The organism is Mycoplasma aquilae ATCC BAA-1896, assembly GCF_048074525.1.
Classification (GTDB): domain Bacteria; phylum Bacillota_I; class Bacilli_A; order Mycoplasmatales; family Metamycoplasmataceae; genus Mycoplasmopsis; species Mycoplasmopsis aquilae.
On the sequence record NZ_CP182208.1, the window covers coordinates 753173 to 777014 of the forward strand.

Genomic DNA, 23842 nt, shown 5'->3' on the forward strand with positions numbered 1-23842 from the left:
CAAGAATTCTTGCTGTTTTTTTCTAGCTAATGATAGAATTCTTTTACTTGTTTAAATAATGCTGCTATAATAAGAACGATATGAAAAATCAAGCAATTAATATCTTATTTTTAGGAGATATTTTTGGAGAACCAGGTGTGAAAACTGTAGAAAAATTTCTACCTACCCTAATCAAAGATTTTTCAGTTGATTTCACTATCGCACAAGGTGAAAATGTAACTGGTAGAAAAGGATTAGATAAAAACGATTACGATAGACTTTCACATGCTGGAGTTAATGCTTTCACCATGGGAAACCATGTTTGAGCTAACAGCGATATTGAAAACTTTATTGATAACAGTAATGTTATTAGACCTTATAACATTGATTTGGATTACCCTGGAGAAGGAAGTAAAGTATTTGAAGTTAAAGGACACACTTTAAGAGTAACCTCTATTATGGGAATTACTTTTAATGAATTAATGTCACCTTGAAAACAATCACAAGCTAATAACTTCTTTGATGCCATGGATCAATTACTTGAAGTTGGTCAAAAAACTGATTTTCACTTTGTTGATTTCCATGCTGAAACCACAAGTGAAAAAAATGTTTTTGCCTTATACCTAGACGGAAAAGTTGATGCAATCTGTGGAACACATACCCATGTGCAAACTAATGATGCTCGTATTTTACCTAAAGGTACAGCTTATATTACTGATGCTGGAATGACAGGCCCAATGAATTGTGCTATTGGAGCAAATTTTGATGAAGTTTATCACAAGATGCGTTACAATGCACATGAACGTTTTAAGGTTAGTGATAATAATACCCAAATTAATGGAGTTATTATTACACTAGATAAAGTGAATGGTAATTCAATTCAATTACTAAATATTTCTGATATTGCACTTTAATTTAAATCAGCTTTGTCTGATTTTTTTATTGCTTATTTGGAATCAAAAGCTGCTATAATATCTAAATTCTAGGAGGCGATATGAATAAAATAAAAAATTTAGAGCAACTCAAAATTGTTACAATTATTCACCTGATTTTAGTGATAATCACAACTTCTTTTACAATCCCTATATATGTTGCAGACACTGGATTCGGAGTGTTAAGAACACTAGTCACAGTCTTTTCTGGTGCAATTTATCTAGCTACTTTTGTAGTATTTATTATTATGCTAGTAACCACTGCTACTTTAACATCATATGTTTCACAAGATAATAAGACATTACTTTGAGTTTCATTTATTTTCTTATTCTTCTTCCCAATTGTAAGTTGAATTTTAAACTTTATTGTAATCTCTCGTGAAACTTCTTTCTATAGAAATCAATTTGAATAGTAAAAAATCTAGACCTTGTTTGTCTAGATTTTTTAGTCTAATTTTAAATATTATTCCATTGCATTTTGTTTGTTTTTAAAGTTCATTTTAATTGGGCAACCTCTAAAATCAAAAGTTGCTCTAAGTTGATTTTCTAAATAACGTTGGTATGAGAAGTGTAAAAACTTCTTATTATTAACAAAGAATGTAAATGTTGGAATTTTAGCTCTTTCTTGACGAGCAAAGTAAATATTTAATCTACCACCATTAAATGGTACAGCAGGTTGAATAATTTGTGTTTCCATAATTAAGTTAGAAAGCATTGAAGGTTTAATATCTCTTTCAAGGTTAGTTCTAACCATATTGATTGTTTCATATAATTTGTTTAAACGTTGGTTATATTTAGCTGAAATGAAAACAAATGGAACTCATGGTACAAAGTGGAATTTGTTTCTAAGTTTCTTTTCATATTGTGCCATTGTATTAGTTTCTTTTTCAACTAAGTCTCACTTATTGATTACTACGATAATAGGCTTTTCATTTTCTAAAGCATATCCAATGATACGTGAATCAAAGTGTGAAACTTCTTCTTGAGTTGCATCAATCACAATTAAAGATAAGTCAGCTTCAGCAAGTGAATTCATCGCTCTCATTAATGCATAGTGATCAACTGATTCTACTAGTTTAGATTTCTTAGTAATCCCAGCTGTATCAATTACGTTATAAACTTTTCCATCAATTTCAACTAGTGATTTAACTGAATCTCTAGTTGTCCCTGCAATTGGAGAAACAATTGAACGTTCTTCTTTTGCTAGATTATTTAACAATGAACTCTTTCCAGCATTAGGTTTACCAATGATTGCAAGATTAAATGTTTCAATACTTTCTTCTTCACTAAAATCTAAGTCTTCTAAACATCTATTAAGCACATCCCCAATTCCTTCACCATGAAGTGCTGAAACTGGAAAAATATGATCCACTCCTAATTTATATCAACTATAGTCAAATTGTTGGTTATCTTCTAGTTTGTTAGCTACTGCAATGATTGGTTTGTGACTTTTACGTAAAATGTTCATGATAAATAAATCATCATTAGTAATTTCACTGGTTCCATCAAATAAGAAGATAATTACATCAGCTTCTTCAATGGCGATTTTAGCTTGGATTTGAATTTGTTCTTGGAATGGTCTATTTTCAATTTCAATTCCACCAGTGTCAATGATTTTTAATTCTTTTCCAGCTCAATGAATCTTTTCATAAAGACGATCACGAGTAACCCCTGGTTCATCGTGCACGATTGAAGCTTTTCTTCCAATTAATTTGTTGAAAAATGTACTTTTTCCAACGTTTGGTTTCCCTATAATAGCTACTGTATTACGCATTATTGCCTCCTTGTAGGGTTTTAATTTTATCATCAATAATTTGTAGGATGCGATCTAAAACTTCTTCTAAAGTCATTTCTGTACAATCGACATAAATAGCGTCTGCTGTTTTATGAAGAGGGTCAATTGCCCGGTTCATATCTTGTGCGTCTCTTAATTTAACTTCATAAAGTACTTCTTGGAAGTCAGTGTTATAACCTAAGGCTTGATTTTGTTCAAGTCTACGTCTTGCACGTTCTTCTTCGCTAGCTCATAAGAAAATTTTAACTTCAGCATGAGGCATAATTTTGAAAGTAGTATCTCTACCATCAATAATGTAGCCTTTACTTTTAAGTGTCATATGTTGAATAAAGTCTACTACAAATTCTCTTACTTCAGGAATTTTAGCTACAGTTGGTGTAATTTTTGAAATATAATCTGCTCTAATATCATGTGAAATGTCTACACCTCTAAGTAGAGTAACGTCATTAGGTCTTAATTCAATCATTCCTGGTTCAAGTGATTGAATGATTTTTTCGGTTTCATGAGATTCAATTCCTAATTTGTTAGCATTGTATGCTACTGCACGGTAGGCACTTCCACTATTGATAAATGTGTATCCTAAACGTTTCGCTAGTTCTTTTGAAATGGTTGATTTTCCAGCCCCACTTGGCCCGTCGATTGCTATATTAACTTTCATGTTTACTCCTACAATAAATAAATAAAAATGCACAAAATTAGATTTCGAGCTTATTAACCTTAACTCGAGTAGTATTTGTGCCTTGTAAATTTTGGTTGGCTACTTGAGTATTATTGGGTTGGGAATTTATTAATTCATAGAAAACTTTGTTTCTTTCATTAGTTTGATAGAAAGGAAACTTGTCTATGAAACAGTCTGTCAATTTCAAGTATTCAACTTCAATTTTGTTCAATTCTTCTTCTACGTGTATTATTGGCTTTTTATCGGTTATAAAAGATTGCTCATCACATCATTCTTGACAAGCTTGGATGTTAAAATGTTTAATTTCTACTAAGTCTGATCCAAAAAAATTGCTAATTCATTTCACTTCTTTTTCAAGCTCACTATTGTCTTGCAAAGCTAAATATTTTAGCCTTTGAAATGAGGGAATTTCTTGGGCAGATCGCTTTGATTTATAACCTATTTTACCCATAGCTTTATTTTACTATATTAATTTATAAAAAAGTGATAAATATCAAGAAAAAAAGGCTATTTAAAAGCCTTTATTACAGCATTCTTAAATGAAATTTCATCAAGTGGATAAAAAGTATTAACTTTTTGATATGCAGTCTTAATGACATAGGTAATATATTGTTTATTATCACTAAATAATTCTGCAATTGGACGTTCTGAAACTAACAACTTATCAAATTCATTTTCTTCTGCTGCTTCTTCATTTTGATCAACTTGTTTTTTAAATGCATTTTCATATACTGGTGATGAGTAAATAAACATTAAAGCATAGTAAATTACTTTTGAAGCAAAGATTTTTGGATGTTTCTTAAACATCATTGAATTAGTTATATAGTCTTTAAACATAGTATAACTATTTCTATTCTTGATATAAGTCTTATCAATGTTTAAATTAAATGAGTCAACATCTAAATCACACACGTCTTGTCAAGTAATTATGATTCTTTCTTTTTTACTCAATAATACAATGAGAGAAAAGACAACTATTGCAATGTAAAATGCTAATGCAAAATAGCTAATTAATGCAAATACTCCAATTGGACTAAAAACATAAGGTACATACGCTGTCTTATCTCAAATAGTTATGTTAAGTACTCCACTTGCATATAATGCGAATAAAATAATGATAAGTCCAAAGTAGACACTAGCAAGTCCTAGTTTTCAAAATGTTTGTATTCTTACTCAGGCAATATTGAATCCTGCCTTAATAAAGTTGAAGTAACCATACATTTTAAAGGCTGCATAGAACAATAATGCAGCTAGTATGATCACAATTATATATAATCAATTTATCGTCATAATTTTATTTTACTAGATTGTTTTCAAAAAAATATTTAATTTTTCTCTTTATAAAAAAAATATTTTTTTGAAATTTCCACATTTTTATGGTGAATAGCTCCATAAAATGGGGGTAAATAAAAAAATGTGGAAATTGCTTTTTTTATGACTTTTTCTTTCTAGGTTTGATAGAATAATTATGAGGCAAATAAATATTGTCTCAAGGATATTAAATAACTAAAGACGAAAAAGCTTTCTATCTTAAGTTATTTAATTGATTAATAAAGTTATCACTTTTATGGTATTATTAAAAAAATAAAAAATATTTCTTATATACCTTATTCCTTAATATGTCTCGTTCTTGAGGATCTCTCCTGGTATTTTAAGAAATAAAAGTTCCAACTTTATTTTATACAAAAATTAAATATTTGCTTGTTTTTTCTGCAAAGAAAAAACAAGCAATTTTTCTTACTTGTTTTTTGAGTTTAAATATCCAAATACTACTATTCCAGTTGCCACTGAAACATTTAGAGATTGTACAGTACCATATTGGTTAATATGTATACATTGGTCAGTAACAGCAAGTACACTTTTACTTACTCCGCTACCTTCATTTCCCATAACTAATACTGTATAGTCAGGATAACTAATTGTATTATAGTCAACTGAGTCTTCTTGTAAGGTAGTACTATATACTCAGTATGAATTATTTTTTAATTTTGTAAGTACAGCACTTAATGAGCTAACTTTATAAAAGTTCATTCCAACAAATCCTCCAGAAGAAACTTTTAAAGCTGTTGAATTTACTTCAGCTGCATTATCTTTAGGAAGCAAAATATCTTTTATACCAGCAGCATTTGCTGTACGTATAATTGCACCTAGATTTTGTGGATCAACAATATGATCTAAAGCTAGTACAATATTTGGTTTTCTTTTTATTAGTTGTTCAACATCAGAATAATTAATGCTTTTAATAGCTACAATATATCCTTGGTGATTAGCATTATTAGACATTTGATCTAAAGTAGCTTTAGGAACAAATTCTACTGTAATTGAGCGCTTATCAACTTTGAAACTAGTAAAGTTCTCGTTGACGTAAATTTTAGAAATATTTAAGTTGCTATTTAAAGCATCCATTACTGAGTTTTTTCCTCAAATTAAGGTTTCGCTAACAATTTTTGCTGGCTTGTCCATGGTCTTTTTGTCAAAACGTTCCTTGACAAAAGGCTTATTTTTTTTATTAAATTCTTTTTTCATTTTCTTCCTTAGATTAAATTATTATTCACCAATACTTCGCGTAATTGATCAGCAGCTTGATAGTTCTTTTGTGCAAGTAATTCTTTTCATTGATGATAAATATTAGCATATGAAGCAAAATCAATTTGATTAAACTCATAGCCTAAAGCATTAAATATTTGCATAACTGTAGCAAAGTATTTAGATTCTTTGGTTTTATTTGCTTGCTTAATAATTTCATTAATCAACTTATTAAAATCAGAAAATCTTAAGTTAGCAATAGTTTGCATCGCTTCAGCAAATAACTCTACGTCATAGTCCTTAAGATCAACTTGTTCTAAATAAGCAGCGAAATATAAACGCTTAATTTTATTAATTAAAGCATTAACTGATTCAAGCGTATTATTATCAATATTTATTTCACTGGTAAAGCCATTTTGCAAGAAAATGGTTTTTAATACATCAGGACTATAGTTTTGTAAGAAGTCTTTAGGGAGAATAACATTTTGTAATGATTTAGACATCTTCATGCCATTAAGATTAATTTGCCCTGTTCTAAGTCAGTTTTGAGCAATTGGTTGATTAGTTAATGCATAAAATTGAATGTTTTCATTTTCATGGTGAGGGAAGGTTAAATCCATACCACCACTATGAATATCAACCCCTTCTTGTCCAAAATGTTTATATATTAGCACAGCACATTCAGTGTGTCATCCGGGTCTTCCTTTACTAAAAGGTGAATCATACACAACCCCTACTTTAGTCTTTTTTCATAGAGCAAAATCAATTGGTGATTTTTTAAGGTTACTATATTCATTTTCTTCTGAAAGCATATTTTCAATTTTTTGGTTTGAGACTACGCCATAGTGATTTTGGTATTTAATTACATCAAATCAAACGTTTCCTTCGCTATCTTGATATGCTGCTCCAAGATCTAAAAGTTTTTGAATAAAAGCAACAATTAAATCCATATTAGCTGTAACGTATTCTAAATGAGTGATTGTATCAACATTAAATTTTTGTAGTAACTCAAGATACTTGTTAGCATAAAAGGTTGCTACTTCTTGTTCACTTTGATTAGTTGCAATAGCTTTATTAATAATTTTGTCATCAATATCAGTAATATTGTGCACAAAATTAAATTCATTACCTAATGCACGATGTGCTTTTAGAATTAAATCCATCGTTAAAATAGGTCTTAAATTTCCAATATGAACATCATTATAAACAGTTGGTCCACAGGTATAAACTTTAATCATCTATTCTCCTTATTAATTTATGTAATTATATTATATTTACACCTTAAAAGCTTGAAAAAAGCTATATATAAGATATAAAAATTTTAATGTTTAAAACTATACAAAATTAATAATTTTATATAATATAAAAAATTATTAATTTACCTATATTTAAGGAGTATGATGTCATTAAAACAAAAAGTAAAGCTTGCTATTAATCAGGCTTTAAAACAACTAAAAGATCAAAGTTTTTTCAATCAAGAACTAGAAATTGAAAATCTAAATTTTAATGTTGTTCAACCAAATGTGCCAGAAAATCTAAACACAAATCAAATCCAATATGATTTCTCAACTAATGTAGCTTTTATTGTTAAACAATATGCTGTAGAAAAAAATCCAACTATTGTTGCTGAAAAAATTGCTCAAATTCTTACTCAAGATAGTTTATTTAGTCAAATTGATGTAGCACGTCCTGGATTTTTAAACATAGTGCTAGCTAATGGTGCTTTTGTGCAAACTATCCAACAAGTAATTACAGCTAAAGATAACTTTGGAGGAAACTATATTGCAGGTGACAAATTAAATGTTGAATTTGTCTCAGCTAACCCAACTGGTTTCTTACACGTAGGACATGCTAGAGGAGCTGCTTTTGGCGATTCATTAGTTAGAGTCTTAAGACATGCAGGATATGATGTTGAAGCAGAATATTATGTTAATGATGCTGGAAACCAAATTAGTGTGTTAACTAACTCAATTTGAGTAAGATACTGTGAATTATTTAATATTTCACACCCGATGCCTGAAGAATGCTACAGAGGAAGCGATATTATTTGAGGTGCACAACAAATTAAAGATCAATATGGAGATTTCTTTATTGAACTAGATGATCAAAAACGTGAACAATTAGCAACAATTGCTACAAAAATCATGCTAGATAAGATTAAAGATGATTTAGCACACTTCAATGTTAGTTTTAATACTTTCTCAAGTGAAAAAGCAATTAAGAACTCAGGTGCTATTGAACAAACATTAGCAGATTTAAAAGCAAAAGATGCTACATATCAACAAGATGGTGCACTATTTTTAAAAACCGAAGCCTTAGGGGATGATAAAGATCGTGTTCTTGTTAAAACAAATGGTGACTATACATATTTCTTACCAGATATTGCTTATCACCAAATTAAGTTTAAGAAATGTAACAACTTAATTAACATCTTTGGCGCTGACCACTCAGGTTACATCCAAAGAATGAAGATAGCAATGCAATATTTAGGATTTAATCCTGAAAACTTAAACATTCTAACAATTCAATTAGTTAGATTAATTAAAGATGGTCAAGAATTTAAAATGTCTAAGCGTGCTGGAACTAGCGTTACTTTAGCTGACCTAATGGATGTTTCATCAACTGATGCTATTAGATTTATGATGTTAACCAGAGAAATCAATAACAAGTTTGACTTTGATATTGATTTTGCTAACTCACAAGATTCTAAGAACCCAGTTTTCATCGTTCAATACGCTCATTCTAGAGCCATTTCATTACTAGAAAGACTAAACCAAGAAGCTATTAATGAAAACATCCAATTCACTGACAAAGCTAAAAAAGTAATTGTTGAACTAGATAACTTCGACGAATTAATCAAAACAATTATCTCAACTACAAAAGTTAACTTAATGACTCAATACTTAATTAACTTAGCTAAATTATTCAATAGTTTTTATGCAGAAACTAAGCTACTTAACCACCAAGATCAAAGTACCTATGCTTACCTAGTTCAAGCTGTACAAATTGTTTTAGAATTAGGACTTAAACTTATTGGGGTTTCAGCTCCTAAATCAATGTAATATTAAAATAATCAAGTATAATAGAAATACTTTAAGGGGAAAATATGTCAAAAAGAACAATGCTAGAAATTGCAATCAATAAAGTAAATTCAAACCCTACAGCAGAATTTACATTTTTCGAAATCTTTGATGCTGTAGAAAACGAATTAAAATCAGACTGAGAAGAACGTTTTGTTACTGAAGAAAAACCTTACGAAAAAGTAAGAGAAACAAAGATGGGTGAATTACATCGTCTATTAACTGTTGATAAAAGATTCCAAAGAACAGCTAACGATAAATGACAAGGTAAAAACACTGGATTTTAGTAGGTAATTATGGCTTTAGTAAATGCAAAAGATATGCTTAAAAAAGCAAAAAAAGGTAAGTATGCTATTCCTCACTTTAATATTAATAATTTAGAGTGAACCAAAGCAATTTTATTAACTTGTGAAGAAATGAAATCACCTGTAATTTTAGGTGTTTCTGAAGGTGCTTTAAAATACATGGGTGGTTTTGAAACTGTCTCAGGTATGGTATTGGGAATGATTAAGGATTTCAAAATCTCAATTCCAGTTGCTTTGCATTTAGATCACGGTTCATTTAATACTTGTGTAGAAGCTATTAAATCAGAAGCTTTTACATCAATTATGTTTGATGGATCACATTTACCATTTAAAGAAAACAAAGAGTTAACTCAAGAGCTAGTTTTTCTAGCTGCAAGTCGAAACATGTCAGTTGAAGCTGAAGTTGGCTCAATTGGTGGTGAAGAAGATGGAGTAATTGGTTCAGGGGAAATCGCTGATATAAAAGAGGCTGTTTCTTTAAGCAAACAAGGAATTACAGTACTAGCTGCTGGAATTGGAAACATTCATGGAATCTATCCAAAAGATTGAAAAGGGCTTAATTTTGATGTGCTAGCTGAACTAGCTACTGAAACAGGAATGGGAATTGTGCTTCATGGTGGAAGTGGAATTCCAAAAGATCAAATCCAAAAAGCCATCTCTCTTGGTGTAACTAAAATTAATGTTAATACTGAACTTCAACTTGCAAATCACCAAGCAATCAGAGATTTTATTATTTCAAATAAAGATCTAGAAGGTAAAAATTACGATCCTAGAAAACTTTACAAGCCTGGATATGAAGCTATGTGTAAAGTGATTAAAGAAAAAATTCTTGAATTTGGATCACAAGATAAGGCTTAAGCCTTTTTCTTTTACTTATTTAGAAAAATAATAGAATTAATATATGAAAAAATTGAAAAAACTACTTTTACCAACAGTTGTATTAAGTGCACTTATTCCAACTGTTGCCACACAATGTAATCACACTAACACAAACAATGGAAAACCAGAAAAACCAGAAAAACCACAAGATGACAGAAATGATAAAGAACTTAAAGATTTGAGTACTAAAGTAATTAAGTATGCTAGAGAAAACTTATTAAATCAAAAAGAAGTTGTTAAATATCAACCATTACTTAACTATCTCAATACTCAAGTAAACAAAATAGATATCTTGGGACAACAAAGTGTTGCAAACAAGCAGGAAGCTAAAGCATATATCACCCAACAAGAAAATAATTTTAAGGCTATGAGCAAGGTGTTTTCAAACGAAAACGCACTAGATCATGACCTGATAGAAGCTTGGATGCATTTTAATCACTCTCTAGATAAAATGATTGAAAAATCAAATTTTATTCTTCAAAATGACTTAAAACTAGCTGATAGTAAAGCAAAATATAAAGCATTTATGCAAGAGTTAAATAGTGATTTTGCTAATAGTAGATTTGATTTCGTTGCTAATAATGATGCTAAAAATTTTAATGATCTTTACAATCAAGCATTACTAAGATATAAATGATTTATGAGAGAACATTTACCTAAAAATTATGTAGTCTTAATGGATAATCATGTTGCAGATGGAGATACCATTTATCAAATTTATCTTGGAGAGCCAGCACAAGGGCAAGACACTAGTGCAGCTATACAGCCACTTGTAGTTAAAGAAGCAAATCACAAAGAAAATATAGGAAGAACTTTGGGACTACGTTTCAGAGGAATTGATACTCCAGAAACCTTTAAAAATATACCCGCTAAAGATGCTAAATTGGCTTCATTAGAAAATAAATATGCTCATGAAGCCAAGTCAAATCTTATGAATATTTTAGATGAAGAAAATTGGGTCTTTTATATCCACAAAACAGGAAATGACGTTTATGGAAGATGAGTAACATTCCTATTTTCTAATTCTAAGCAAGATTTTGCAACTGAATTTGGCGTAAGACAAGTTGCTGATGGTATGGCACGTGTTTGATATATTGATAACACTAATGAGAAAAGTATTTTCTATACCAAGACACAATTAGAAAAAGAATATTACAAGTATATAATTGAAGTCCAAAAACAAGCACAAGCTGATAAAAAAGGATTTTGAAAAGAAGATATTAATAATGTTTTTCACGTTGATAAAAGATAGCATTTTTGCTATTTTTTTATCTACCCCATAGGCTTATTTGTTTTAACTGCTAAACTGGTAAAATTTGGAAAAAGATAAAATTTAGGTATAATTCTAATAAATATAAATATTTATTAGAATTGGAGCTAAAATGGCCGAACAAAATAAAGAACAAAACAACTATAATGCAAGTAATATTCAATTTCTAGAAGGACTTGAACACGTTAGAAAAAGACCGGGTATGTATATTGGTTCTACTTCTAAATCTGGACTACACCACTTAGTTTGAGAAATCGTTGATAACTCTGTAGATGAATGTATGGCTGGGTATGCAAGTAGAATTGATATTACCATTAATCCTGATAACTCAATTATTGTTGAAGATAATGGACGTGGAATTCCAGTAGACACACATGAGAGATTTAAGATCTCAGCACTAGAAGTTGTTTTAACTAAGCTAAATGCCGGTGGAAAATTTGAATCTAATGCTTATAAAGTATCAGGAGGATTACACGGGGTTGGAGCTTCTGTAGTTAATGCCTTAAGTGACTCATTTAAAGCTTGAGTTAAAAGAAATGGCAACATCTATTTTGCAGAGTTTGCTAATGGTGGGAAAACTATTCAATCAACTCATGTAATTGGTACATGTAATCCTGGAGAAACAGGAACAAAAATTCAATTCCATCCTGATTACTTAGTTATGGAACAACTTCCTTTTGATAAGGAACTAATCATTGACCATGCTAAACAAATTGCTCACTTAAATAAAGGACTTTATGTTTCAGTTACTGACTTACGTGACAATACACAAGTTGAATTCCAATACGACAATGGTATTATTGACTACGTAAATGAGTTAAATGAAGGGTATAAACCTGTTACACCAGTAATTTATGCTGAAGGTGAATATACAGCTAAAAACAATAAAGATGAAGATGTTATTATCGGTGTGGAAGTTGCAATGCAATACCTAGCAGATTTATACCGTGGGAATGTTATTTCATACACCAACAACATTTCAACTCATGAAGGTGGAAGCCACGTATCAGGGTTCTATGATTCGTTAATGAGACTAATTAACAACTATGCAATTGAACATGGAATTATTAAGACTGATGCTGAAAAATTCACTCGTGATGACTTGCTTGAAGGTGTAACTGCAGTTATCTCAATTAAGCACCCAGATCCTGAATTTGAAGGACAAACTAAAGGAAAACTTGGTTCTAAAGATGCAAGACAAGCTGTAAACAAGGTATTTAGCCCTATTTTAGAGCGTTTCTTAAACGAAAACCCTGAACTAGCTAAGAAGATTATTGAAATCGCTACAACAGCTAGAAAAGGACGTTTAGCATCAAATGCAGCTAGAGAAAACGCTAGACGTAAAAATGTTTTTGAAAGTGGTGGTCTTCCGGGTAAACTTTCAGATTGTAGTTCTAAAAATGCTGAAATTTCTGAACTATACATAGTCGAAGGGAACTCAGCTGGTGGTAGTGCCAAAATGGGTAGAGATAGAAAAACTCAAGCTATCTTGCCTTTAAGAGGGAAAATTATTAATGTTGAAAAATCTCGTCAAGAAAAAGTGCTTGCTAATGAAGAAATTCTTTCATTAATCACAGCACTTGGAACAGGGCTTGGAGATAACTTTAATATTAATAAACTTAGATATCACAAGATTGTTATTATGACGGACGCTGACGTCGATGGTGCTCACATTAGAACTCTGCTTTTAACATTCTTCTATAGATACTTTAAACCATTAATTGAACATGGTTTCATCTATATTGCCCAACCACCTCTATATAAAATTCAACAAAACAAGTTTGTTGCATATGCTTTCAACGATGCACAAAAAGATGCTATTTTAGCTGATTTAAATCCAAATACTAAGATTACTATTCAACGTTATAAAGGGCTTGGAGAAATGGATCCTGAACAATTGTGAGAAACAACTATGGATCCTGAAAACAGAAAGATGCTTCAAGTACAAATCGAAGATGCTTATAAAGCTGATCAAGTATTTGAAACCTTAATGGGTGAACGTGTTGAACCAAGACGTGAATTCATTCAAACCAATGCTAAATACGTTAAAAATATCGATTTATAATAATTAAAAAATTCAGAGTGACCCTCTGATTTTTTCATTTTGCTCCTAAAATTTAGGACAAAAAGATTTAATTTCACAATATATGGAAATATTCTATATAATAAGAATATAAGGAGAATTATGAAAGAACAAAACACTAACTTAAATGCTAAGGCTAGTGAATTTATTACATCATTTAAAAATACTAAAAATAAGACCTGAACTATCACCTTTATTGTGCTAAATTCATTTTTATTAGCAGCATTTCTTGTTGCATTCTTATTAGCGTGCTTCGGGGAAACATTTTCAAGCCTTACACAACGTATTGCTGCTGCCTTAATATGATTGGCTTTAATCCTAATAGATGCATATTTCTTAGCTAGATTAATTAGCTTGCTTATTATTTTATATGCAAATGAGGATAGTTCAATTAACAGCTTAAATCGCAATTTAAAAATTTATTTAGTTTTATCATGTCGCTACCAAGCTTTAAAAGAAATCAAACTAACTAATTAGTATTATAAATCCCTTTTTCCCTACCAGATAGGGATTTTTATTTTGCAAATAAAAAAGTGCAATTGCACTTTCTATCTAATAATATCAACTAAGTTTTTCATTAATGAAACAACTGTCATTGGTCCAACTCCACCAGGAACTGGAGTAATTGCTGCTACTTTGTCTTTTACATCTTCAAAATCAACATCACCACAAAGTTCGCTAGTTAATTTATCATCTAAGTTTGTACCAACATCAATTACAATAGCACCATCTTTTAAGTTCTTAGCCTTAATGTATTTAGCTACTCCAATCGCCACTATAACAATATCACCAGATTCAATTCCTTTAATTCCAGTTTCTTCATTATATGTAGCAACAGTAGCTCCCATCCGTTTAATAATATGTGCTAGAGGTTTTCCTACAACATGTGAACGACCTACAACACAAACTTTTTTATCTTGAACATCAATTTTGTAGTATTCCATTAATTCAAGTACACCACGAGCTGTGGCTGGCACAAAGTGTTTTTCAGGTTGATCATTATATAATCTGAATTCATTTTTACTTGTTAACCCATCGATATCTTTATCATATGGAACAGCATCTAAAATAACTTGTGTAGGTAGATGTTTTGGTAATGGTAATTGTACAATAATTCCATCATGCTTTTCATTAATACGATCCATTTTCTTTAATAGACGATCTTGGCTAATGTCTTCAGGGAATTTGTATAAAGTTGCTTCAATCCCTAAATCTTCAGCAACCTTTAATTTATGTTTAATGTATTTGTTTGAAGCTTCATTATCACCAACTTGAATAATTGCCATTGTTAAGGCTCTTGGTAATTCTAAGTCGATTAGTTCTTGTTTTAATTTTGCTAATTCGCTTTTGGCTAATTCTTTTCCACTTAATATTTGCATCTTAGCTCCTCTTCGTATTTTTCTAGTTCTTCACTATATTTTTTTAGTTTGTTTTCTTCAGCTTCAACTTTATCTCTAGGTGCTTTAGCGACGAATTTTTCATTACTTAAAATGCCTTTAGCACGGGCAATTTCGCTTTTAACAAAAGCAATTTTTTCTAATAGCATTTCTTTATTTCTTGCTTTAGTTTCATCAGATTGTTTAATGTATAAAGTGTTATTTTCAAGTGCAATCATATAGTCAAGGTTAGCTTGCACTTGTGCATAAGCCATCTTGTTAATCATAGCAATTGCATTTGAATTTAATTCAGTAACTAAGTTATATAAAATAATTTCTTTTTTAGATATGTTGTTGTCTTCACGATATTTTCTAATTTCAGTAACTACTGAAATAACATCGTTGATATAAGAAGCTTGAGCTTCAATTTCAAAGCTAGGTCAGCTTTGTTCTAGCAATTCATCCTTAAAGATTTCACTGTATAGTCTATCTGTAATAAATGGTAAAAATGGATGAAGCACAATTAAGGTCTTTCTAAGTACTTCCATAGCACTTTGTTTTGAATATGCTGTTTTTAAAAATTCAACATATCAACCTGATAAGTCGTTAAATAAATAACGATAGATTTCAGTTCCTAGCACAGCAAAATCATAGTTCTTAATGTGAGTATTGATTTTAGCCTCTAAATAAGCTAATTTTTCCATTATTCACTTATCTGCATCAGTTTGATGACAGTCATTTTCTGGTAAATCAGAGATATATTTAGCAATATTTCAAAGTTTATTATTAACTCTTCAAGCTGCTTCAACTTTTTCATCACTAAACTTGATATCAAGTCCAGGAGTTGTATTGGTAATTAAGAATCATCTTAATGCATCTGATCCATATTTATCTACCATATCCATTGGGTCAACACCATTGTTCAATGATTTTGACATCTTTCTACCTTGAGCATCACGAATTAATCCATGAAGTAATAATTCATCAAATGGTTTTTGTCCCATGAATTCAAGCCCAAAGAAGTACATTCTAGCAACTCAGAAAAAGATAATGTCATATCCAGTAACTAATAAAGAAGTTGGATAGTATCTTTTAACTAATTTATCATCTCGAGGTCATCCTAAAAAGACAAATGGAGCCAATCCAGAAGAGAATCATGTGTCAAGTACGTCAGGATCTTGTACTCAACCTTCTCCAGGGCAAGCTACTTGCACTTTCATGTTACCAGCAGCGTCATATCAAGCAGGAATTCTGTGTCCTCATCATAATTGTCTTGAAATAGTTCAGTCATAAACGTTTTCCATTCATTGTCTCATAGTATTTTCAAAACGTTTAGGGAAGAATTCAACTCCCTTACCTGAATCTAAATCATTTAAGATTAAATCTCTAAAGTGTTCCATTTTAACGAATCATTGAGGTAATACTAGGATTTCTACAGGCGTCTTAGATCTATCTGAGATTCCCACATTCGAAATGGTGGTTTCAACTTTTTCAAGTAAGTTGTTTTCAGCTAAATATTGTCCAATAGCTTCACGAGCTGCAAAACGTTCCATTCCATGAAAGAGTGCATTTTCTGGATAATTAATTTTTCCGGCTTTATCAATGGTTTCTAAAATTTCAAAACCAAGTTTTTGCATAATTTCAATGTCAGCTTCCGCATGAGCACTAAGTTTCATTAATCCTGATCCAAAGTCAATTTCAACATAATTATCTGCAATAATTGGTAAACGTTTTCCAGTAACTGGGTGAATTACGTATTTACCTGCTAAATGTTGGTAACGAGTATCATCTGGATTGTACACTACAGCCACATCACTAAGTAAAGTTTCAGTTCTAACTGTAGCAATAACTAAATATTCATTTGAATTTTCAATTGGATATTTAATGTAATACATTTTTTGTTCAGTAGGTTCATTATTTACTTCAATATTAGAAAGAGCTGTTTGTAATTTAACGTCTCAGTTAATCGCTTTCACCCCTTTGTAAATAAAGCCTTTATTGTATAAGTCAACAAATACTTTTGAGACTGCCTCATTAGCTTTTTCGTCTAATGTGAAACGTTCATTAGAATAATCTAAAGCAAGTCCAATTGTTGATCATTGTTTTCTGAATAAATTTGCATATTCGTGTTTTCATTCTCAAACACGTCTTATAAATTCTTCACGTCCTAAATCGTGACGATTTAGTCCTTCTTTTTTATAAATTTCATCTTCTACTTTTGATTGAGTTGCAATTCCGGCATGATCCATACCTGGAAGTCAAAGCACATCAAAACCATTTAGTTTCTTATAACGAATAATGGTGTCAGGAATATATACGTCTAAAGCATGCCCTAAGTGTAATTTACCTGTAACATTAGGAGGTGGTAATAAGATTGTAAAAGGTCTTTTAGCCTCATCATGAGTTTGGAAATATTTTTTAGCTTGCCATTTATTATCGATGCCCGCTTCAACAAGTTTATGGTTGTATGATTTGTCCATTTTTCTCCTAATTTTCTTCAAAATTTATATACTAAATATATTTAATATAATTATATAGTATTTTGCAAAAAAGGGCAGTATTATACATTTTTAAATAAAAAAGGAAATAATTTTTTATCGGAAATTTTTAAACCCATAAATATGCTTTAAAAAATAATTTTTCAATAGTTAATTAAAAATTAAGTCTGTGAAATATTATTTTAGTTTGCAATCAGCTTCGATAAATATATAATTGATATGGTAACAATTATGAAAGCAGATAAAAGTAATATTTTAGATATATTAGCAGCTCAAGCTAAATATATCATTCCAATTTATCAAAGACCTTATAGTTGAGAATACAATCAGATTTCTGAGCTATGATTTGATATTGTAAAAACATATAAATCAAACAAAGAGGATTATTTCATAGGCGCAATGGTTGCTGTAGCTGAAACTCCATCACCAAATGAAATCAATAAATTTGTGATTATTGATGGGCAACAAAGAATAACAACATTAATTCTTTTGCTTATTGCTCTACGTGACTGTTATAATGAAAACAACCAAAGTGATCGCGCTGAAGAAATTCAACGAACATATTTAACTACAGTCTACCTAGGAAATACTTATAATCGAATTGAATCAAAGAAAAAAGATCAAGAAGATTTAATTTCTTTAATCACAAATACAGTTAACATATATAAAAAATCCTTAATTATAGATGCTTATAAATTTTTCAAAGAGCAAATTCCACTGTCAAATATACCTTATGATGAATTATGCAAAACCATAAACAAATTATGAGCTGTTCAAATTATCCTTGATAAAGATCACGGTGATGCACAAGCAATTTTCGAATCACTTAATTCAACAGGTAAGAGTCTAACAGCATCAGATTTAATTAGAAACTTCTTACTTATGAACATTGATTATAAATATCAAGACAATATTTATAATCAATACTGAATGAAATTAGAAAAATTGTTTACAATAGACAATGTTTTTAACAATACTATTGCTGATAATTTTATTCGCGACTATTTAATCATGCAAAACAATAATATGCCAAGCAAAAACAAACTGTATGATGAATTTAAAGCATATTTTTACAATTTAAATATTAGTGAGAAAAATATTGAAGTATGCAAGGATCTTTATGATAAAGCAGTAATCTATCATCAAATTATTAATGCAAACTATAAAAATGATAAAGAAATCGAAAATCTTTTAATCAATATTAAAAACTTACAAAATAATGTTATTTATCCATTTATTATGAAGTTAATAATTTTATATGAAGAAGGTCAAATCAATCATGAAGATGTATCTTTAGCATTGCAATTATCTATTAGTTATATTTTGAGAAGACAAGTGTGTGCTTTACAAAGTAATGGCTTAAACAAAATTTTTGCTCAGTTGTTTGGTCGCATTGATTTAAAGGATTTTTCTAAGTCAATTAATGAATTTTTCTTCTCTCTTAAAAATAAAGATAGATTTCCAAATGATGAAGAATTTATGCAATGTTTTGTAACATTTAATGCTTATAGATCTAAACAGATTAAGTATATAATGAAATCACTTGAAGAATTTAATAACAAAAATCTCATCAACATGGATTCTGCAACAATTGAACATATCATGCCTCAGGGAACTTTAAATGATGAGTGGCAACAAATGCTGGGACCAGATTTTGACATTGTTCAAGAAATGAATGTACATAAAATAGGTAATTTAACATTAACCAACTATAACTCAGAAATGAGTAATAATGATTTCTTGACCAAATTAATGCAAGATGGAGGAATTAAACTTACTCCTTATAAACTAAATCAATATTTCATTAAGAACGATCTTATGGAATGAAATGAAGCTGAAATTAACAAACGTTCAATATTTTTAGCTAGTGAAGCTACAAAAATTTGAATCTATCCACAAGTAGATAAGGATTTTATAGGAAGAAGAAAAGGCTATTATTCTACTATCGACCATTTCATTACAAGCTCTTGAACTCGGGAAATCTATCAAACCATTCATGACTATGTCATGAGTTTAGATCCGGGAGTAACTTTTAACATAACTAAAAAATATATCGCATATAGACTTCATAATAAAACATTTTTATCACTTGTTTTAAAAAAATCCCTTATTACTATTGGACTACACATGAAAATTAATGAAATTAATGACCCAGAGCATAGCTGTAGAGATGTGACAAACATTGGACATAATCATTCTGGAAAAAGTGAACTTCATTATACTAAGAAAACTAACCCAACTTATGCCTTTGATTTAATTACTCAATCATTTAATAAAAATAAATAATTTAAGCAGCTATATAAATAGCTGTTTTTATTTCACTTTACTACCAATATTAAGGTAAAATAGGTATATGAAAATAGTAGCAAATAATAAAAAAGCTTATCATGATTATGAAATCATTGAAAAATTTGAAGCTGGAATTGAGTTAATGGGCTGAGAGGTTAAATCAGCGCGTGCTTCAAGCGTTGATATAACTAATGCATTTTGCTCAATCTATAAAGGTGAAATGTACCTTAAAGAGGCTTATTTTAAGCAATATATGCAAGTAAAATGTGATGAAACCAGAGATCGTAGATTGCTTTTGCATAAAAACGAAATACGCAAAATTGGTTTTAAAGAAGACACATTACGTTTAACTATTATTCCACTTAAAATTTATTTCAATGAAAAGTCACGACTTAAAGTAGAAATAGCCCTTGCACGTGGGCTTAAAAAATATGATAAGCGTGCTAAAATTATTAAAGAAGAAGCTAATAAAAAAATTGCTAAAACTTTATTATTTTAATACAATTTTCTTTATGGGGATATAATGGTTTCGACATGTTATGGAGCCTTATTATTGCAGTAGTTTGGTAGACTATAATACTTCTAGACTTTTTAAACGGAAACGCTAAAAAAGAATCAAGCATCAACCCAATGGTTTTTGCTTTCAACAACGCAAACCTAGCTTTCGCTTAATATTCGCGATCTAGTGGCTTATAAGAAGTTCCTCGGTTTTATAAGTCGGTTAGAGGATAGTGCAAGGGTTGACAAGCTTGCATGAAATTTGTCGCACATCATAAAACCTTTTAGTTTGCTTTAGGCTTATGGTGTTATTAAAAGCAAACTAAACTGTAGACGTAGTAAGTCCTTTATAATGTGGACAGGGGTTCGATTCCCCTTATCTCCACCATGCCCTTTTAGTTCTAGTGGTAAAACAGTTGACTCGTAACCAACCATCATGAGTTCGATTCTCATAAGGGGCACCATATATCATGCTATGCATGATTTTTTATACTAAAATTTAAAATAAAAAGAGCTGCCATTAGGTAGCTCTATTATTATAATTTTAGAATTTATCTTCAGGTAAGTAGATATTTCCATCAATGCTCTTGATTTCTGAAACTGAAATAAAGGCATTTTCATCACATTTACGTACGTCTTTAATAATACGAAGCACGTGTCTAAATAATGCGATAGATGTAATAACTTGAAGGTCTTCACCTTTATATCCACCTTTTGCAGGGAATATAGTCATACCTGTAACAATTTTATTATCATTGTTAATAATATCTCTGATCAAGTCAGCATTCTTTGTAAAGATTTGAACACGAACAAGTTTAAATTTAGGATATAGCTTATCAAGCATCATGATGTAAACAACGTTAACTAAGATTGTAGCAACAAAGTTTGGTGATAAGTATAATTCAAATGATCAAGCTTTGCTAAATAATTCATTTGCAGCAGCAAAATCCTTGCTTAAAGATAAGTAATTTACAAGGTCAGCTTTATTATTAAATGCAGCTTTTCAATCTATATCCTTAAATTCATTAAAGTTTGTTAAATTAATTCCGTTAATGTTTTTTGCAGCTGCAGATACAGCTGTTTTAAGATCTTCTGCAGTTTTTATTCCTGCATCAGATTGAAAGTCTGTTAATTTTTTAGCTCACACTGTTTGAGCGTCAGTCATATTTGTTTTAGCATCTTGTAATAACAATGAACCTGGCAATCATGACCCAATAGCAACAGCTATAAAGACAATAATAATGTTCATGTATCCTGAGATAGCACCGAATGATTTTTGTTTTGCATTAGCATATCATTCTCCAATAACCCCAGTAACTCCGGCTGTACCACCAATAATTTGGATAATTGCAAAAATGTAAGCAAGCATGTATCCATATACGATTGAGTAAAGCATTAAGGCAATTGTATTACCTGCATCAGCCCCTGTTCATTGCATAGGAATAATGCTACTTAATGATTTTTTGTAGTCTGATAAAAAGTTCTTTACGTGAATGTTTGAATAATCCCCAATAATGTAAACAGCATTAGCTCCTGGGATCAATCCGATTGAGAATGATACTAATGATGAAACTGCTAGGAATAAAATTGTAATGTTTGTAAATAGCTTACCAACTTTTTTATATCCAAACACAAATATAGGAATACTTAAGATAATGTAAGCCACCCAGAAAACGAATTGGTCAATAAGGTTTCTTACTGGTTCAGAAACTTGTTCTTTTGTTAAGTTAACCACAATGATTTTGGCAGCAGATTGTCCAAATGCAGCTAGACCAAAGTTATAAATACCTACGTTCTTAACAAAGAAAACACTGATAACCCCAAAGAAAATAGCTGTTACTATAGTAATTGTTACTATTTTTCACATTGGCATTTGTGAGTAAAAGCGATTTAATTTAAGTCCAAAGTTAGACATTCTAGTTCTTTTATATAATGTGTTGCGTTTTTGAATATGCGTTGCTCCACTTTGATCATATCCTTCAACTAGATTATGCATTTCTTGGTTAAATTCACTTTCATGAGATTTTTCTTTTTTCTTAGAAAAGATATTCTTCATTTTTTCCTCCCTTCCTTAAAAAATAAATAAAAAAGATTATTAGCGACAGCTAATATCCTTTTTATTCTACTACTTTTTAGCACCTATATCACTAAAATTTTAATTAAAAACCTAGTTAAAGCTTAACTAGGCAAAAATTAGTCATCAAAGATGAAATGGTACATCGTACAGGGTTCGAACCTGCGACCCGCTGGTTAAGAGCCAGCTGCTCTACCGACTGAGCTAACGATGCAGTATTATTATAGAACTTTTTTTATATGTGATAATAAAAAATGTTCTTTTTTATATTAGCAAGCAAGTATGCCCTTTTATCTAATTTATAGCCTTAATAATTAGATACTTTCTAAATAATGTTTAAGTCTTATTTTTTGCTTTAAAAAACACAAAACTAATAAAGTATCAAGTGAATATATTAGGAGAAAATTTTAAGACACATTCCAAAATTAAGAAAGGAATGTGTTTTTTATGTCAAGAAAACAATTCACTGTAGAACAAAAATTAAAATATATTAATCTTGCTTTAAATAAAGGAATCGAGTATGCTCAAATAGAATTTGTTGAAGAATTTTGAGAAGAAAGATACAAAGACGTATACACTTCATATGCCAGAAGAAAACGTAATGTTAATCCTTATCGATACGCATACAAATATATCAAATATTGAATTAACATATATAATACTGATATGACAAAATTAGAATCTCAAACCGGAAAATCTTCTAAAAAGGGAAAGCATCAGGTAGGCCACCTAAACGTAGAAGCATTAATGAATTCGATGATCATGATAGAAATTTATATCAAGAAATTATGGAAGAAATATTAGAGGAAAATGGTATTAATCCAAATGTAATCATTCAAAAGATAAAAGAAAGAAAGCAAAAAAATCAATCATTTCATAACAATAAATTAGCAGCTGAGGTATTTCATGTAAACAGAACATCTATTTACAGCACATATGAAAAAGCAGAAAAAATAGATAGAAGAAATCAATATTTAGATGATACTGTTATTGATTGGCTAAAAACGCAAATCGAATTATCAAATAATGTCATTGGAAGAGATAAACTTTTTCACAAATACGTCTATGAGACAGGGCATAAAATTTCAACTTATGCTTTTAGAATTAATTTTGATTCTTTGGGTTATAAATCAAATGCATATAAAAATAGAAGAAAAGATAAACCACCAAAGGAAGAAAAATATGATAGAGTTTGGGCTCCAGATTTGATTAAAGGAAATTTCGTTTCAAGTTATTTTGGAGAAGTTTTACATGCAGATATTAAATATGTGAAAGTAAATGGTGTTTGACATTATTTACATGTGGTTACTGAAACTTATTCTGGTGCGATACTTGGCTGAACATTATCTATTGATAGAACTGCACAAGCAAGTATAAATTTATTGCAGGCATGCATCGATAAATATAATATAAAACCAAGTGTTTTTCACTCTGATCATGGTATCGAATATGCAAACAAAATGTTTTCAAATTTTTAAAGTCTCTTAATATAGCTCAATCAATGTCTCCAAAGGGCAATTCATTAAGAAATAGGCCATCAGAATTCTTATTTTCAATATTTCAAAGAGAACTTTTTGAC

At 30.1% G+C, this 23842-nt stretch carries 21 protein-coding genes, 2 tRNA genes and 1 other RNA gene; 14 read left to right on the forward strand and 10 right to left on the reverse strand.

Annotation, left to right across the window (positions count from 1 at the left end):
* Nucleotides 1-80: 80 nt before the first annotated feature.
* Together ACM0IS_RS03135 and ACM0IS_RS03140 are read left to right on the forward strand one after the other, a co-directional pair.
* Nucleotides 81-893 (forward strand): TIGR00282 family metallophosphoesterase, encoded by an 813-nt coding sequence (locus ACM0IS_RS03135; RefSeq protein ID WP_416756047.1) that lies wholly within the window; start codon nucleotides 81-83, stop codon nucleotides 891-893.
* Between the two features lie 80 nt (nucleotides 894-973).
* Nucleotides 974-1324 (forward strand): hypothetical protein, encoded by a 351-nt coding sequence (locus ACM0IS_RS03140; RefSeq protein WP_416756049.1) that lies wholly within the window; start codon nucleotides 974-976, stop codon nucleotides 1322-1324.
* Between the two features lie 50 nt (nucleotides 1325-1374).
* Here the strand turns inward: ACM0IS_RS03140 and der are convergent, their stop codons facing one another.
* From der to ACM0IS_RS03170, 6 genes are all read right to left on the reverse strand, one after another.
* The gene (gene der / locus ACM0IS_RS03145; RefSeq protein ID WP_416756050.1) at nucleotides 1375-2685 is read right to left on the reverse strand and encodes a ribosome biogenesis GTPase Der; all 1311 of its coding nucleotides are present in this window, start codon (nucleotides 2683-2685) and stop codon (nucleotides 1375-1377) included.
* Complete coding sequence (gene cmk, locus ACM0IS_RS03150) at nucleotides 2678-3364, reverse strand: (d)CMP kinase (protein ID WP_416756051.1); 687 nt, start codon at nucleotides 3362-3364, stop codon at nucleotides 2678-2680. The genes der and cmk overlap by 8 nt, the downstream gene beginning before the upstream one ends.
* A gap of 37 nt (nucleotides 3365-3401) precedes the next feature.
* A complete protein-coding gene (locus ACM0IS_RS03155) occupies nucleotides 3402-3836 on the reverse strand; it encodes a hypothetical protein (RefSeq protein WP_416756052.1) in 435 nt (144 codons plus the stop codon).
* A 56-nt stretch (nucleotides 3837-3892) separates the two neighbouring features.
* Entirely contained in the window at nucleotides 3893-4675 is a 783-nt protein-coding gene (locus tag ACM0IS_RS03160) for a hypothetical protein (protein ID WP_416756054.1), read from the reverse strand.
* 447 nt (nucleotides 4676-5122) lie between these two features.
* Nucleotides 5123-5911: a 23S rRNA (guanosine(2251)-2'-O)-methyltransferase RlmB gene (gene rlmB / locus ACM0IS_RS03165; protein WP_416756055.1), complete on the reverse strand. Its 789-nt coding sequence runs from the start codon at nucleotides 5909-5911 to the stop codon at nucleotides 5123-5125.
* Between the two features lie 8 nt (nucleotides 5912-5919).
* Entirely contained in the window at nucleotides 5920-7149 is a 1230-nt protein-coding gene (locus ACM0IS_RS03170; RefSeq protein ID WP_416756057.1) for a class I tRNA ligase family protein, read from the reverse strand.
* Nucleotides 7150-7311: 162 nt separating this feature from the next.
* Between ACM0IS_RS03170 and argS the strand changes: the two genes are divergently transcribed.
* The 6 genes from argS (at nucleotide 7312) to ACM0IS_RS03200 (ending at nucleotide 14005) form a co-directional block, all read left to right on the forward strand.
* Nucleotides 7312-8973: an arginine--tRNA ligase gene (gene argS, locus ACM0IS_RS03175; RefSeq protein ID WP_416756059.1), complete on the forward strand. Its 1662-nt coding sequence runs from the start codon at nucleotides 7312-7314 to the stop codon at nucleotides 8971-8973.
* Between the two features lie 44 nt (nucleotides 8974-9017).
* Nucleotides 9018-9278: a DNA-directed RNA polymerase subunit delta gene (gene rpoE, locus ACM0IS_RS03180; protein WP_416755284.1), complete on the forward strand. Its 261-nt coding sequence runs from the start codon at nucleotides 9018-9020 to the stop codon at nucleotides 9276-9278.
* A gap of 9 nt (nucleotides 9279-9287) precedes the next feature.
* Nucleotides 9288-10154, forward strand: coding sequence for a class II fructose-1,6-bisphosphate aldolase (fba, locus tag ACM0IS_RS03185; protein WP_416756061.1), 867 nt, complete (start codon nucleotides 9288-9290; stop codon nucleotides 10152-10154).
* 43 nt (nucleotides 10155-10197) lie between these two features.
* Nucleotides 10198-11427 (forward strand): thermonuclease family protein, encoded by a 1230-nt coding sequence (locus tag ACM0IS_RS03190; RefSeq protein WP_416756063.1) that lies wholly within the window; start codon nucleotides 10198-10200, stop codon nucleotides 11425-11427.
* Nucleotides 11428-11557: 130 nt separating this feature from the next.
* Nucleotides 11558-13510, forward strand: coding sequence for a DNA topoisomerase (ATP-hydrolyzing) subunit B (gene gyrB / locus ACM0IS_RS03195; RefSeq protein WP_416756064.1), 1953 nt, complete (start codon nucleotides 11558-11560; stop codon nucleotides 13508-13510).
* 120 nt (nucleotides 13511-13630) lie between these two features.
* Nucleotides 13631-14005, forward strand: coding sequence for a hypothetical protein (locus ACM0IS_RS03200; RefSeq protein ID WP_416756065.1), 375 nt, complete (start codon nucleotides 13631-13633; stop codon nucleotides 14003-14005).
* A 71-nt stretch (nucleotides 14006-14076) separates the two neighbouring features.
* On the opposite strand, the gene ACM0IS_RS03205 is transcribed toward ACM0IS_RS03200, so the two are convergent.
* Nucleotides 14077-14907 carry a bifunctional 5,10-methylenetetrahydrofolate dehydrogenase/5,10-methenyltetrahydrofolate cyclohydrolase gene (locus ACM0IS_RS03205; protein WP_416756066.1) on the reverse strand — a complete coding sequence of 277 codons (831 nt, stop codon included), beginning with the start codon at nucleotides 14905-14907 and terminating at the stop codon, nucleotides 14077-14079.
* Nucleotides 14895-17384 (reverse strand): valine--tRNA ligase, encoded by a 2490-nt coding sequence (locus tag ACM0IS_RS03210; protein ID WP_416756068.1) that lies wholly within the window; start codon nucleotides 17382-17384, stop codon nucleotides 14895-14897. The genes ACM0IS_RS03205 and ACM0IS_RS03210 overlap by 13 nt, the downstream gene beginning before the upstream one ends.
* A gap of 237 nt (nucleotides 17385-17621) precedes the next feature.
* Between ACM0IS_RS03210 and ACM0IS_RS03215 the strand changes: the two genes are divergently transcribed.
* The 4 genes from ACM0IS_RS03215 (at nucleotide 17622) to ACM0IS_RS03230 (ending at nucleotide 20653) form a co-directional block, all read left to right on the forward strand.
* On the forward strand, nucleotides 17622-19688 hold the full coding sequence (locus ACM0IS_RS03215) for a GmrSD restriction endonuclease domain-containing protein (RefSeq protein WP_416756069.1): 2067 nt from the start codon (nucleotides 17622-17624) through the stop codon (nucleotides 19686-19688).
* Between the two features lie 67 nt (nucleotides 19689-19755).
* Nucleotides 19756-20190, forward strand: a complete 435-nt coding sequence (smpB, locus tag ACM0IS_RS03220; RefSeq protein ID WP_416756070.1) for an SsrA-binding protein — start codon at nucleotides 19756-19758, stop codon at nucleotides 20188-20190.
* Between the two features lie 15 nt (nucleotides 20191-20205).
* Nucleotides 20206-20577, forward strand: a transfer-messenger RNA (tmRNA) gene (ssrA, locus tag ACM0IS_RS03225).
* Nucleotide 20578: 1 nt separating this feature from the next.
* A tRNA-Thr gene (locus ACM0IS_RS03230) sits at nucleotides 20579-20653 on the forward strand.
* 80 nt (nucleotides 20654-20733) lie between these two features.
* On the opposite strand, the gene ACM0IS_RS03235 is transcribed toward ACM0IS_RS03230, so the two are convergent.
* On the reverse strand, nucleotides 20734-22245 hold the full coding sequence (locus ACM0IS_RS03235; RefSeq protein WP_416756071.1) for a YitT family protein: 1512 nt from the start codon (nucleotides 22243-22245) through the stop codon (nucleotides 20734-20736).
* A gap of 156 nt (nucleotides 22246-22401) precedes the next feature.
* Nucleotides 22402-22477, reverse strand: a tRNA-Lys gene (locus tag ACM0IS_RS03240).
* A 233-nt stretch (nucleotides 22478-22710) separates the two neighbouring features.
* On the opposite strand from ACM0IS_RS03240, the gene ACM0IS_RS03245 reads away from it, so the two are divergent.
* Nucleotides 22711-23067, forward strand: coding sequence for a hypothetical protein (locus ACM0IS_RS03245; protein ID WP_416756072.1), 357 nt, complete (start codon nucleotides 22711-22713; stop codon nucleotides 23065-23067).
* Nucleotides 23052-23741: a DDE-type integrase/transposase/recombinase gene (locus ACM0IS_RS03250; protein ID WP_416756074.1), complete on the forward strand. Its 690-nt coding sequence runs from the start codon at nucleotides 23052-23054 to the stop codon at nucleotides 23739-23741. The genes ACM0IS_RS03245 and ACM0IS_RS03250 overlap by 16 nt, the downstream gene beginning before the upstream one ends.
* The last annotated feature ends 101 nt before the right edge of the window (nucleotides 23742-23842 follow it).